This window comes from Aliivibrio sp. S4MY1 (assembly GCF_028765545.1).
Lineage (GTDB): Bacteria > Pseudomonadota > Gammaproteobacteria > Enterobacterales > Vibrionaceae > Aliivibrio.
Genome location: NZ_JARACP010000001.1, coordinates 241559 through 254635 on the forward strand (window position 1 = coordinate 241559; position 13077 = coordinate 254635).

13 protein-coding genes are annotated in these 13077 nt (G+C 37.9%); 8 read left to right on the top strand and 5 right to left on the bottom strand.

Annotation, left to right across the window (positions count from 1 at the left end):
* The first annotated feature begins 186 nt into the window (after positions 1-186).
* From PVK71_RS01245 to gltX, 5 genes are all read left to right on the top strand, one after another.
* Entirely contained in the window at positions 187-1584 is a 1398-nt protein-coding gene (locus tag PVK71_RS01245) for a multidrug transporter (protein WP_274417349.1), read from the top strand.
* Positions 1585-1654: 70 nt separating this feature from the next.
* On the top strand, positions 1655-2011 hold the full coding sequence (locus PVK71_RS01250) for a DUF2799 domain-containing protein (RefSeq protein WP_274417348.1): 357 nt from the start codon (positions 1655-1657) through the stop codon (positions 2009-2011).
* Between the two features lie 364 nt (positions 2012-2375).
* Positions 2376-3464 carry a porin gene (locus PVK71_RS01255; protein ID WP_274417556.1) on the top strand — a complete coding sequence of 363 codons (1089 nt, stop codon included), beginning with the start codon at positions 2376-2378 and terminating at the stop codon, positions 3462-3464.
* Between the two features lie 93 nt (positions 3465-3557).
* The gene (locus tag PVK71_RS01260; protein WP_274417346.1) at positions 3558-4352 is read left to right on the top strand and encodes a hypothetical protein; all 795 of its coding nucleotides are present in this window, start codon (positions 3558-3560) and stop codon (positions 4350-4352) included.
* A 169-nt stretch (positions 4353-4521) separates the two neighbouring features.
* Positions 4522-5949 (top strand): glutamate--tRNA ligase, encoded by a 1428-nt coding sequence (gene gltX, locus PVK71_RS01265; protein WP_274417345.1) that lies wholly within the window; start codon positions 4522-4524, stop codon positions 5947-5949.
* 74 nt (positions 5950-6023) lie between these two features.
* Here the strand turns inward: gltX and PVK71_RS01270 are convergent, their stop codons facing one another.
* The gene (locus PVK71_RS01270; RefSeq protein WP_274417344.1) at positions 6024-7493 is read right to left on the bottom strand and encodes a tetratricopeptide repeat protein; all 1470 of its coding nucleotides are present in this window, start codon (positions 7491-7493) and stop codon (positions 6024-6026) included.
* Between the two features lie 140 nt (positions 7494-7633).
* Entirely contained in the window at positions 7634-8770 is a 1137-nt protein-coding gene (locus tag PVK71_RS01275) for a flagellar assembly protein FlgT (RefSeq protein ID WP_274417343.1), read from the bottom strand.
* A 162-nt stretch (positions 8771-8932) separates the two neighbouring features.
* On the opposite strand from PVK71_RS01275, the gene PVK71_RS01280 reads away from it, so the two are divergent.
* Entirely contained in the window at positions 8933-9568 is a 636-nt protein-coding gene (locus tag PVK71_RS01280) for a FlgO family outer membrane protein (RefSeq protein ID WP_274417342.1), read from the top strand.
* An 11-nt stretch (positions 9569-9579) separates the two neighbouring features.
* Positions 9580-10011 (top strand): LPP20 family lipoprotein, encoded by a 432-nt coding sequence (locus PVK71_RS01285; RefSeq protein ID WP_274417341.1) that lies wholly within the window; start codon positions 9580-9582, stop codon positions 10009-10011.
* Between the two features lie 307 nt (positions 10012-10318).
* Here the strand turns inward: PVK71_RS01285 and PVK71_RS01290 are convergent, their stop codons facing one another.
* The 3 genes from PVK71_RS01290 to flgA form a co-directional block, all read right to left on the bottom strand.
* Complete coding sequence (locus PVK71_RS01290) at positions 10319-10747, bottom strand: flagella synthesis protein FlgN (RefSeq protein WP_274417340.1); 429 nt, start codon at positions 10745-10747, stop codon at positions 10319-10321.
* A gap of 52 nt (positions 10748-10799) precedes the next feature.
* On the bottom strand, positions 10800-11111 hold the full coding sequence (gene flgM, locus PVK71_RS01295; RefSeq protein WP_274417339.1) for a flagellar biosynthesis anti-sigma factor FlgM: 312 nt from the start codon (positions 11109-11111) through the stop codon (positions 10800-10802).
* A gap of 198 nt (positions 11112-11309) precedes the next feature.
* The gene (flgA, locus tag PVK71_RS01300; protein WP_274417338.1) at positions 11310-12056 is read right to left on the bottom strand and encodes a flagellar basal body P-ring formation chaperone FlgA; all 747 of its coding nucleotides are present in this window, start codon (positions 12054-12056) and stop codon (positions 11310-11312) included.
* A gap of 74 nt (positions 12057-12130) precedes the next feature.
* Between flgA and PVK71_RS01305 the strand changes: the two genes are divergently transcribed.
* The gene (locus tag PVK71_RS01305) at positions 12131-13051 is read left to right on the top strand and encodes a chemotaxis protein CheV (RefSeq protein WP_130086015.1); all 921 of its coding nucleotides are present in this window, start codon (positions 12131-12133) and stop codon (positions 13049-13051) included.
* Positions 13052-13077 lie beyond the last annotated feature (26 nt).

Here is a 13077-nt window from a genome sequence, read left to right on the forward strand (position 1 = left end):
TAGTCTTAATTACATGGATGCACAGTGTGTATGCAGGAAAAAATATAAGGTAATTACGATTTTTAAATTTTCCTTTTCTTATTTAAAAATTGTGTGAATTAGGATAGTTATTTATTGCTTTCGGCGGCCAACTTAAAGCCAGTAAATAACGAACACAGCTATATCCATTTTTAGGAGCTTTATTCCATGGAAAACAAATTTTTTAAAGTATCAGCAATTGCAGCTGCACTTACAGGAGCTTTAATCGCTCCTCAAGTAATGGCAGAAGAAGTTGTCTCTGAACAATATACTAGTGAAGTGTCAAAATTCTTTGAAGAATCGACTATCAGCGGTAATGTTAACCTTTTCATGCGTGCTCGTGATCGTGGTGGTGTTGATGCTAACGGTAATGATACAAAGAAAACAACCAATCTTGATCACGGTTCAATCTTTGTTAATTTAGGTTTTAACTCTGGCTATGCTGGCGGTGTTGTTGGTACTGATATCGTTATCTACTCAACATTTGATATGTGGCAAAATGGTGGGCCAGATCATGAGATGAACTTTTGGGGTGTAAATAACCCATACGATAAGACACCAAGTGATAGTAATTGTTCAGGTACATGGGCGGCAGATTGTACTGATAATGGTGTATCTTTCGCTACAGCGAATGCTAAATTTAAATTTGGTGATAATGTTAATGCTAAATTAGGTTACTTCCAACCATCTGTTCCAAGCACTCTAGGTGTTAACTGGTCTTTCGCTCCTGGTACATATCGTGGTGGTGAGATTGGTGCTAATCTTGGTAATCTTTCTTTGGGTTTAGTTGCTGCGGATGAATATAAAGCACCTTGGTTTAAAGAAACGTATGAATTCCAAGACGGTCAAGGTAATGATGCAGGTACAGCAATTTCTGTTGGTGCACGTTATGTGCTAAACAATGGTATTTCATTTGATGCAGGTTACGGTACGTTAACTGATGGCGACCGTTCAAATATGCACTTTAAAGTGAAAGGTACAACAGACGGTGGTTTCTACTGGTCTCCACAAGTATATATCGTAAGCGATAAAAACCAATATGATGATGACATTGCTGCACAGTTAGCATTCCTATCTGCATTTAGTTCTGGCCAATATTCATTCCGTGCTGAAGCAACAATGACAATGGCGGATTCTACAGAAACTCGCGGTAATGTAGGTAATATGGCTTACCGTTTAACTGAGCAATATGGTGGTTCAAACGGTGCTTATGATATTTGGTGGAATAACCGTTCTGACTTTAACCATGATGGTGAAATTGCAGGTTTCGTTTCTGCTACTCGAGATTTTTCAGATATCGGTGGTACAGGGTTTAGCGCTGGTTTAAGTGCTGCGGCTGGTGGTGGTTCTTCATCTCCGGGTTACGATGACTTAGTTGAATATGCTTATAGTGCATTTGCAAACTATGCAATTCAAGCAGGTGCATTAAAAGGGACAAATGTTAGCTTCTACTACACTGAATACTTTAATGATTCAGATGCAGGTAACTGGGTGCCATACAGTAACGCATTCCAAGACGAAACAGATTTTAAACTTATGCTAACAATGCCATTTGCTGTTAAATAAACTATTATTTAATTAGTTATATATTTTAAGCTGAGCCTTTGTGCTCAGCTTTTTTATTGGGAGGCGTTAAATGAAAGAAATGATAGTTATTTTATCTATATTATTAACTTCTTGTGCCACGGTGCCAACAACTCCGAAAGAATACTGGTTCGGGCAAGGAGAGCGCTTTGGTAGCCGAGGTTACAGTATTGAAACTGATGCGTTAGAAAGCATGAAAGAAAAAGTTCCTTTTGATGAAGTTGCCTACCTTGAAGGCTACAAAAAAGGCATTAATATCTATTGTGATCCTTTTCAGGCTTTTAGTAAGGGAGTTAGTGGTATTAGGTATACAGGGCAATGTGATTCCCAAAAAGAAGTGATTATGATTAAAGCTGAATGGGAGAGAGGGTGGCAATCTTTTATTGCTTGGGATTTCGGTATAAGATAAACGAGTGCGACTTAGTTCGCACTTTTTTTTTATTTAAAATAAATAGTTATAATTTTAGCTAAATTCAACGTGATCTAGATCGACTTAATCTGCATGAATACGTTCTTTTTTTGAGGTTTTTGTCTCTTTTGTTTTATTTTTAATCAATGAGTTTTATTTTTGTTTGGTTGTAACTTTATGATATATAAGTATTATGTTTTTTTATAAATATTGATATTTGAGGTGCATCACTCAAAGAGCGTGACTATATTTTCTTTGTGAAAAAACATTGTCATAGTCCACCCCAGACAACAAATCTAGTGCATGGTTCATTTCGGCGACCAAGTTAAATGACTATGCATTACTTAATTAGTTAAATGAAGGAATTATGACTATGTTCAAGAAAACACTTTTAGGTGCTGCAATCGCATTAGTTGCTACTGGTGTTACAGCAAAAGAAGTTGGTGTTAACTCTGACTTTAATGTTGATGTTTACGGTGTGGCAGCTATTTCACTAGTTAACTATAACGTTACTGATAATGGCGACAAGAGTACTGGTTTTGTAGTAGAAAACGAATCTCGAATTGGTTTCCGTGCACATAAAGAGATGTTTGAAAATGTATTGATTACAATGCAAATTGAATCAGGTTATGTTGATAGTACGGACTGGCCACATGGTGGTGTTTCTGGTGGTGTGTTAGGTTTCCGTGATACCTTCATTGGTGCATCTGGTGATTGGGGTAACGTACGTGTGGGTCGTGTTTTAACACCGCTATATGAAATGGTTGACTGGCCTTTCTCTAACCCTGGTTTAGGTTCTGTATTTGATTGGGGTGGTATTGCTGGTCATTACGATCGTCAATCAAACCAAGTTCGCTATGATTCACCTAAATTTGGTGGGTTCTCTTTCGCAGCTTCTGTTGGCCGTGATGATAACGACAATGGCGGCGGCGTTGCTACTCGTGATGCTAACTTTTTTGGCGCAAACGCAAAATATAGCTTCGAAAAAGTTACATTTATGGGTGCAGTAGAGTCTGGTACTCGTGTAACTGGTGCTGTTGAAGAGCATTATGTATTTGATTCAGAAACTGGTGATAAAAAACTTGTTGAGGCGTCTGCAGCTAAAAAAGATGACGCTTTTGCTTACTTAGTCGGTTTTGAAGCAAGTTTACCAGCAGGTTTTGGTATTGCTGCAGCGTATAAAGGTGAAGAGTTAGGAAATACAACTCAAGATTCTTACTCTGTAATTGGTCAATACTGGAATGGCCCGATTGGCTTCAAACTGGGTTACGCAGCTAATTTAGAGTCAGAAACAAGTGGTAAAACAGATAAAGACTCTGATAGCAACACAATTTCAGGTCAATTAATGGCGGTTCATAACGGTTTCGTACCTTACCTACGTGTAGCTGGACGTACTGTAGGGGCTGCTGATACTGATATCGTTACACGTATCGGTTTAGAATACGGTTTCTAAGAAACGTTGTTACCTAGCTAACTTTAAAAGCGCTGGCAATCATATTGTCAGCGCTTTTTACTTTAAGAGCATTTAAAATTTAAGGTGTATAAAATGTATAAAAGAATTTTAGGACTAAGCGTAGTGTTACTTAGTGGATGCTCAACATTATCGAGTGATGATGATTTTTCTGATGCAATTAATGAGGTTGAAAGAAAGGCAAATTATATTTCGATAGAAGCAAAGAATATAAATCCAATAGAAAACAAAGCTGTAGGCGCTAATTCATTACGAAATACATCCCAATTGACAGCAAATTACAGTACAACAAATAAAGCAGCGCCAGAATCTTATGTAGCAGTAGAATTGAGTTATTTTAAATCAAGCTATGAATACAGCTTAGTATCATTCAATGACATAGAAGAAAAAATTACAGCTTACTCACCATCAACAGAATCTTGCACGGAGCATTGTACGGCTACTCAATATTTTACGTTTCCTATTGATAATGAAGACATCGTTTCATCTGCAAAAAATGGATTAACTTATACAGTTAAAACTATGAACGATCTTTCTAGGTTATCTTTCACCATCCCTGCAGGTTACTTTCAAGCAGTGCTAGATGAAAAAGCACTTCAATTTCAATACACGCCAGCCGTAGTTATGGCGCAACCAGTAATTGAAACAAAAGCAGAAGAAACAAAACCAGTAGAAATGGCCAAATATTGGTTTGATGAAGCGACAGCTGTAGAGCAAGAGCAATTTACTGAGTGGGCGTTCGCAAATAGAAAATCAATTAGTACACAGCTGAATTCTGATTCTAAATCATTAGAAATGTTGAGCTATTGGTATGAGAAAGCCTCTACCGAAGACAAAGCGCAAATACTAACTTGGTTATTAAATAAATAATTTTTGAATTTTAAAAGTGGCTGAGTGAGTAACTTGGCCACTTTTTCTATTTTTTAAATTAAACACAGTTCCTCTTTCCCATTGTAGAATTACCTTATAGTGCTAAAATAGCGCATAAATTATGTGGTGCTGACAGATTCAGCTCAACCTCTTCAAAAAGGTAATAACAATGACGGTTAAAACTCGTTTTGCTCCAAGCCCAACAGGCTATCTTCACGTTGGCGGTGCACGTACTGCACTTTACTCATGGCTTTTTGCTAAAAACCAAGGTGGCGAATTTGTTCTACGTATTGAAGATACGGATCTAGAGCGTAACTCTCAAGAAGCGGTAGACGCAATCATTGAAGGTATGCACTGGATGGGTATGGAATGGGATGAAGGTCCTTATTACCAATCTAAGCGTTTTGACCGTTACAACGAAGTTGTTGACCAACTGCTTGCTGCAGACAAAGCATACAAGTGTTATGCATCAAAAGAACTGCTAGATGAAATTCGTGCAGAGCAAGAAGCAAATAAAGAAATGGCTCGCTACGATGCAAACCACCCTAAAATTGTTGAAGCTAATGCTGCAGCAAAAGAAGGCGATGCGTGTGTTATCCGCTTCCGTAACCCTAAAGAAGGTTCGGTAGTATTTGATGACCAAATCCGTGGTCGTATCGAAATCTCAAATAGCCAATTAGATGATTTGATCATCCGTCGTACTGATGGTGCACCTACATACAACTTCGTAGTGGTTGTTGATGACTGGGATATGGGTATTACTCAAGTTATCCGTGGTGAAGATCATATCAACAACACACCTCGTCAAATTAACATCTATGAAGCATTAGGTGCTCCAGTACCTAAATTTGCACACTGTGCAATGATCTTAGGTGATGATGGTGCAAAACTGTCTAAGCGCCATGGTGCGGTTTCAGTAATGCAATACCGTGATGAAGGTTACCTACCAAATGCACTAAATAACTACCTAGTACGTTTAGGTTGGTCTCATGGTGACCAAGAGATCTTCTCACAAGAAGAGATGATTAACTTATTCAGTTTAAATGCAGTAAGTAAATCAGCATCAGCGTTCAACACTGATAAGCTTCTATGGTTAAACAACCATTACATTAAAACATCAGAGCCTGAGTACGTTGCAAAATACTTACAATGGCATTTAGATCAAAAAGAGATCTCTTTAGAGAATGGTCCAGCAATTACTGATGTAATTAAACTGGTAGGTGAGCGTTGTAATACGCTGATTGAATTAGCAGATCAATCTCGCTACTTCTACCAAGACTTTGAAGAATTCGAAGCGGGTGCTGCGAAGAAACACCTACGTGGCGTAGCAAAAGAGCCGCTAGAGTTAGCATTAGCAAAAGTTGAAGATCTAGAAGAGTGGACAACTGAAAATCTTCACAATGTGATTGAAGAAGTATGTGCTGAGCTAGAAATTGGTATGGGTAAAATCGGTATGCCATTACGTGTTGCAGTTACTGGTGGCGGCCAATCTCCATCGGTTGATGCGGTAATGCAATTAATTGGTAAAGAGCGCGTAGTTGCTCGTATCAAGATGGCATTAGCGTTTATTGCTGAGCGTGAAGCTAACGCACAGTAAAAATAAATGATTATATAAATAAACAAGGCCGTTGAACTAACCGTTCAGCGGCTTTTTTATTTACCACACATAAATTATGTGTTTTCATCATTTAGTGGCTTAACTGCCATACTCTTGTTCTTTAGCCAATGACTAGAGCGTAGAGCTATCGCAAGAACAACCATAGCAATGATAATTAGGATTAGAACGAATAAGTATTTATTTTGATTGAAATTTAGTTGTTGATTAGTTTGTTTTTGTAAAGTTTCAATCAATACCCCTTCTGTTTTAATTACACTATTTCGAAACTCAAGTGCTTCGTAGGCTTTTTGAGTATTTTTAGCGTAAATTAGATCTAGAGTTTCTCGATACTTTTTTTGAGCTTCTAGCGCTTCTTTGTAGTTCTGAGTAAGATCTTGAATTTTCGATTGAAATAAATAGGAGTTAGCGAGCTCTATTTGGTTTTGCGCCGTTTTTGATTTTTCTATAGCGATTTCTATGAACTCTAACGCTTTATTTGGATTTTGATACTCTAAATAGATCTGACTAAGAGATTGATGGATATTAATTGTCAGAGTGGCATTCGATTTTCTTTCTTGTGCTTTTAAAGCAAGTAATAGGAACTCAATACCTTCATCATTTAATCCTTTTTTATGAAGAATATTCCCCAGAGTATAATAAGCTAGGGAGATAGAGTAAGTATGTGTTGATTCTTGTAAGCCCTCTAACGCAGAGCGAACAAGACTTTCTGCTTTATCATATTTAGCTAATGTTAAATTAATTTTGGCTAATAAGATCTTTGATTGAGCTATTTTTTGAGGAATATTCCGTTTTATTCGAATATCCAGAGCTTTTTGTCCGTACTCTTCAGCCCTGCTTAAATGCCCCATATTGAGTAATAAAGTTGCAATGTTCGAATAACTGGTATCATTAATATCATAAGGCTTACTAAAGCTTAGGGCCTTTTCATTAGCTGTGAGTGCCGCTTCTAGGTTACTACTGCCTTGATAACTTAACGCGAGTAAGCGATAGGCCCACTTGATATCAATATAATGGCTGCTGGTTTTTTCTAACTGCTTGATACTTGATTGGCAATAAAATTCAGAAATAAAATAATTACCTAGAGCAAGATTAGTTTTACACTGTTTTAACAAGAGTAATGCATCTAAATCAGGATCATTGAGCGTTGCCGCCATGACTTGTGCTAGCTTAATGGTAGCGAGGGTCTTTTCTTGTTCTCCTTTATCATCAAGATCCATTGATTTTAGAATCAACCATTCAAGCTTTTCATAAGGATTTTTACTGCTCTCAGAGGTTTGATGGGGATAACTATCCCCACGGCGTGTGACAAAGCCATGAATGCGAGTCGCGACATAAATACGTTCAGCGCTGGGAGATATCGTTAAATATACCTCTTTAAGCATAGCTAATGCGCTGTGTGGAGAGGCGATTCTATTGTGATGATATTGTTTTTGCCACTCTTCATCCTCCATTTGTGTTTTGGCGGATAAAGAAAAGCTTATTAGCAACAAGGCACTAATAAGAAAGCCAAATTTTCTTAGCATAATATATAATTAGTATTTTGTTCTGATTGTATAGAAAGAATATCGCAAGATAAGTGGAAAAACGAGGGGTGCATAACTCAAAAAGAAAAGAAACCACATGAAAGTTGTGGTTTCTATTTTAAGAAAAGACGTCATTGAATCTATTGAATGTCGACTTTATGCATTACATCGCCGATTTGGATGCTGTTAAGCAATTGTGGTTGATCGATAGTTAGCTCAGCATTTTGCTCATACACACGAGCAACGGTTAATGTAATTTCTGTTTTAGATACTTTATTACGTGGTAAGCCGTTCTGATCAATAAATGATCCGGTATGCCAAAGTTCTAATTTATCGCCTTTCTTAACGCCGTGAATACGACCAAGATCCATCGATATACGATTATTATTGATACTGACAATTTGAGGCAGTGTCATTTTACATGCGAATTGGTTTTCCAAATCAAGCATCATATCTCGGTTAACTCTGAGCACCATTTCACCGAAAGCTGAAGTCCAAAAACGAGCACTTTGGGTATCAACTTCACTGGTTTTAGGAAAGTCCCACTGTGCAACTTCACGGTAATTATTGTTATAAATAGTTTGGCCTGTTTTGCCATCTAATACAGCAACTTCAATTGCAAATTGTCTATTTATCGTGTCGTTTTTAAGTAAGTTTTGCTCAACAGTCGCACTTAAATCGGTGATGTTTCCTGAGAAAATGTATTGTGCGCCATGATCATCAGCAATCATTTTGACAACGTCTGGTTGACGCTTATCAATACGAATATGAGAATTACCGACAGAAACAAAGCTTTGTGATTCTTTATCGAGTTGGCGTGAAAATACGGTACTTAGATCTTCACCTAATTGATATACCTTACCCATTACAGCTTGTTGCGGTGAGTCGATTGTGATCTCACTGGTCATAAAGGTTTTCTTATACTGCCCAATATGGCAACTGTTTGCCGAAGGGTAGATATCAATTCGAGTAGTGATATAGATCTTACCGTTTTTCTTCTTCTCTTTTATTACTTCAATGCTTCGAATTTCACTTCCACTGAACTGATAGTGCTTTTCATCATTTTCTAAAAAGGTTTTTAAATCTTTTAAGCGGCTAATATCAGCCCCTGAAAACAGCATAGCTTGGTAAGCGGCATCTTCTAGTGCGTGTGATCTTGCCGCACTTTTGCTAGTTAATACACTTGCAGAGCCAGTTACTTCAAACCATTCAGCCTTTGAAGGTAGTGCGTAACTCATTGTTAATATTGATGTAAGTAATAATAATGTTTTTTTCATTGCTGATATCTGCCAAGTGGGTATGAAATTTGCTAACTAATATTTGTTGATTGATAAAAGTACTTACAAATTGCGTTTCATAAACTACTGCAAGTTTTGTTCCTAGTTTGAATTTGACGCTTAACCAATAAGTATATTAAAACATTATCTGGAGATAATAGAATGAGAGTATTAGTTGTAATCCTGCTATCAATGGTGATAAGTGCGTGTGCCTACTCACCAATTTATAATGGTAAAGAACCTTATAATGGCAGTCCTTTTATGTTAGCGGATACGCCGCGACATACGATGGATTACTTCATTGAAAGTTTAACTGAACAGTTAGTAACATCAAATACGACGTTATCTGCTCGTTCACCAATTGCCATTACGTCTTTTGTAGATCTACAGCAAATGGATCAAACAAACTGGTTAGGTAATTCAGTAACTGAGAGCTTTATATTCCAGCTTCAGCGCCGTGGCTTTAAAGTTATTGATTATAAAACAACGGGCAATATCCGAGTTACTCAACAAGGTGATTTTGCTTTTAGTCGTGATTGGAAAGAATTAGTTCAAGAGCAGCAAGTTGATTACGTACTAACGGGTACAATGCTTCGTCAAGATGGCGGGGTGTTAATTAACGCTCGTGTTATTGGTATGCAAACTCGAGTTGTTGTCGCATCGGCACAAGGGTTCCTTCCGGCGGATAGAATTGGCCGTGATTTAGACACACTAAATACAGTGCGTATGGAAGATGGTGTGATTATTCGTTCTGATGTTCAAAAAGCAGAGCGTCATACCATTATCCTACGTCCATAGGAGAAGCAGATATGAAACATTGGTTTTTATTAGCTCTATTAGTATTAGTTGGTTGCCAACCAATTGGTGTCATGCGTGAAAGCGATCACTTGACTGCGGTCGGTTACGCTAGTATTAGTGAGCAAGCTGGAAAAAATATTGATGAAAAACGCATTCGTGCGATGCGAGCTTCAAAAGTAGACGCGTATAGAGAGTTAGCTGAACAAGTATATGGTATGCGTATCAGTGGTAAAGTTGAGATGAATGATCAACAGCTAGGGGAGGAAACAACCTCTGCTGGTGTTGATGGTATTATCCGCGGAGCTGAAGTGGTAAGAACTTACCTCGTTGGCGACAGTTATGTAACTGAATTAAAATTAGATTTGAAAAAGATGGAGCGCATGAAAAACCAAGGCCAGGTTTATGATGTACCATCAACCCAACGAAAAACAACGTTATTTTAATTAATGGTGATAATCACGGTTAGTTAGAAACTCTCATTCGACATAACGTTATTGCCCTTAGTGCTAAATAAAGTGCTGAGGGCTTTTTTTGTTTAAAACTAAAGGAGTAATACCAATTCCAATAATGTTCACCTAATTAGTTACATTGGTATAAATTTGAGTGTGAAATGGTAAGGGTAAAAAGTATGGGGGAAATAAAGAGAAAGGAAGTTTGATGGGAATTAAGGGTAGAACAATAATAGGCGCAACAGTGTTATATAAAAAACACTGTAGACATCAATAATATGCATTGGGAATAGCTAAGATGTTACGCTTTCACGTTAGTACCTAACGTAGTGATATTGCGAGTTTGGCCTTCTGCTGTATAAGTCATGCCATTCTTTCCACGGCTTTGTTGCATCAGGTTATTTAATTTATTGAAGCTTAATTGTGCGCGTTGAAGTGCTTCACCATTGACGGCGTTTTCTTCTTTACAGTCATGAATGATGGATTTAATTTCCGTCACTTTTTCTGTTAGTACATTGTCTTCAGAGAGGAGCTGTCTTTCTGCATGGCTACCTAACAGCTGATCATATTGGCGCAGTTGGTTTAGTAAGCCAAGTTTGTCGTGAGCAATACCTTCCATTTCTGCTGGTTTTCTACTGGCGATAGCATGCTTCTCTCGATGTAATACTGTCGAAAGAGACAAAGCAACACTGCGTTGTAGATCCAATAATTCAGTTAATGTTTGAGCCATATTCTCTCAATATTTATTAGGTTAGCGCTAGATAAGTAACCAGCCTAGGTTATTATAGGCCGGCTAATTCATCTTCAAATTTAATCATGTTGTCTGCTAGGCGCTCAGGGTCAACAGAATAAGAGCCACTTGCGATAGCTGCTTTAATTGCGGCAACTTTATCTTCGTTAAATGAAGGTTCAGTTGCTAGTTGTTGGTGCATTTGGCCAATCTCTTTACCTTGGTTACTTAAAGAGACAGCATCCATTTTCGCAGACATTGCAGGTGTCGAATTTACAGGTGACTTGTCACCAGAATCAACACGAGCTTGATTACGTAATGTTGCCATTGCTTGGCTAGCACGTAGTTGGTCAATACTTGTCATATATTCAAGCCTTTTAGCCGAGTTAATACATTTCTCTAATCTATCTATCGGCTGTCAAAAAAATAACTTAAGCAAATAATGAAATTTTTTGACGCTTTTTCATTATTTTCAGTTGTGGAAAAACTAAGCATAAATAGTGCCACAAAAAATATATCGGCATTGTTTGCAGATAGTTTAGAAAATAAAAGTGATTATTTGTTAAAGACGAATACTCACTTCACCTACAGCAGTAACAATACCGCTAACAATGCGTTTTGATTTGTCATTCTCAACATTTACTTTTTCACCAAGTACACCGTCACCGAGTGCTGTGCCTTTAGTGAGAATGCTTAATTCTCCTTTTACTGCTTTAATTATAACACTGTCATTGCGGCATACCATGCAGATGTCGTTTTTTTCGACAACTTCCCCGGCCCGAACGCTGCGTTTTATGCGTGCACCAATGATATCATCTTGATTAATATAACCTCCTCGGCGGTATACTCGGCTGCCAACGAGGGTTAATGTTAAATCTTGAGGTGAGATAGTGTGTCCGCGTGATAGGGAGGTGATAGCAGTAACTAATGGCATCATAAGCTCTGATTTAACAGGGACATAGACTTTCCAATCGTCCTCTGGGCACTCAACTAACACGGAGGTATTTCCACTCGTATTAAGTTTACCTGGCAAGGTAGTGGTTAAGGGGGTAGGGCAGTCTGTTGCGTGAATACGACTATCAACTCGAACAGCTTCTACTTGCAGAGTTCCATTTTTAGGAGTATCTATCTGCTGTTCAATGAAAGATTCTGCAGCCTGTTTGATTGCCTTTAGTTGCTCATCTGTGGCAGCATGAACATTCATACTAAAGAAACTTACAAATATGCCGATAAGGCTTACAAGTCGATAAAAATCGATTGGGTTACCCTTTCCTTTTTTTATCATTGAAGAAATTTTATAAAATGCCATGTGGTATACTGTGTTCTTAATGGGTTTATGTTAGGCTCACGGTTCATTAATAATGGCACAAGATGGAGTCACATATGACAGGCATACTGGATTCGGTGAATCAGCGCACACAACTTGTAGGGCAAAACCGTTTAGAGCTACTTACTTTTCGTCTTATGGGACGTCAACGTTATGGTATTAACGTATTTAAAGTAAAGGAAGTATTACAGTGTCCTAAGTTGACTTCAATGCCTAATTTAAACCCTTTAGTAAAAGGGATTGCTCACATTCGTGGTCAAACTATTTCTGTTATTGATTTAAGCCTTGCTACTGGTGGTCGTCCTACCACCGAAATTGATAAATGTTTTATCATTATTTCGGAGTTCAACCGTACTATTCAAGGTTTCCTTGTTAAGTCTGTTGAGCGTATTGTAAATATGCACTGGGAAGCAATTTTACCGCCACCGCAAGGCACTGGTCGAGCAAACTACCTAACGGCTGTAACAAACATTGATGATGAGTTGGTTGAGATTTTAGATGTAGAAAAAATCTTAGCTGAAATCGCACCAATCGACGAAACGATGAATGAAGAGTTAGTTGAAGAAATGACGGCGATGAGTCAAGAAGTTGTTCGTAGAGTGCTTATCGCTGATGATTCAAGTGTTGCCCGCAAACAAGTTCAACGTGCTGTTGAATCTATTGGTTTTGAAACCATTATGGTGAAAGATGGCAAAGAAGCGTTGAACAAATTGGTTGAAATGGCAAATGCTGGCAGTGTATATGAGCAAATTGGCTTAGTTATTTCTGATGTTGAAATGCCAGAGATGGATGGTTACACATTAACTGCTGAAATTCGTCGTGAACCAGCACTTAAAGACTTACATGTTATACTACATACTTCATTGAGTGGCGTATTTAACCAAGCAATGGTAGAACGTGTTGGTGCAAACCAATTCATCGCTAAATTTAATCCTGATGAGTTAGGTGCGGCCGTGAAAAGGGCTGTTGAAAAATAAACAGCATAAAGTAATAAGCTAAATCC

What these genes read in the sequence shown, in the direction of transcription:
- PVK71_RS01245 (WP_274417349.1), top strand. Translation starts at nt 187, where the DNA reads ATGGAAAACAAATTTTTTAAAGTATCAGCAATTGCAGCTGCACTTACA.
- PVK71_RS01250 (WP_274417348.1), top strand. Translation starts at nt 1,655, where the DNA reads ATGAAAGAAATGATAGTTATTTTATCTATATTATTAACTTCTTGTGCC.
- PVK71_RS01260 (WP_274417346.1), top strand. Translation starts at nt 3,558, where the DNA reads ATGTATAAAAGAATTTTAGGACTAAGCGTAGTGTTACTTAGTGGATGC.
- gltX (WP_274417345.1), top strand. Translation starts at nt 4,522, where the DNA reads ATGACGGTTAAAACTCGTTTTGCTCCAAGCCCAACAGGCTATCTTCAC.
- PVK71_RS01270 (WP_274417344.1), bottom strand. Translation starts at nt 7,493, where the DNA reads ATGCTAAGAAAATTTGGCTTTCTTATTAGTGCCTTGTTGCTAATAAGC.
- PVK71_RS01275 (WP_274417343.1), bottom strand. Translation starts at nt 8,770, where the DNA reads ATGAAAAAAACATTATTATTACTTACATCAATATTAACAATGAGTTAC.
- PVK71_RS01280 (WP_274417342.1), top strand. Translation starts at nt 8,933, where the DNA reads ATGAGAGTATTAGTTGTAATCCTGCTATCAATGGTGATAAGTGCGTGT.
- PVK71_RS01285 (WP_274417341.1), top strand. Translation starts at nt 9,580, where the DNA reads ATGAAACATTGGTTTTTATTAGCTCTATTAGTATTAGTTGGTTGCCAA.
- PVK71_RS01290 (WP_274417340.1), bottom strand. Translation starts at nt 10,747, where the DNA reads ATGGCTCAAACATTAACTGAATTATTGGATCTACAACGCAGTGTTGCT.
- flgM (WP_274417339.1), bottom strand. Translation starts at nt 11,111, where the DNA reads ATGACAAGTATTGACCAACTACGTGCTAGCCAAGCAATGGCAACATTA.
- flgA (WP_274417338.1), bottom strand. Translation starts at nt 12,056, where the DNA reads ATGGCATTTTATAAAATTTCTTCAATGATAAAAAAAGGAAAGGGTAAC.
- PVK71_RS01305 (WP_130086015.1), top strand. Translation starts at nt 12,131, where the DNA reads ATGACAGGCATACTGGATTCGGTGAATCAGCGCACACAACTTGTAGGG.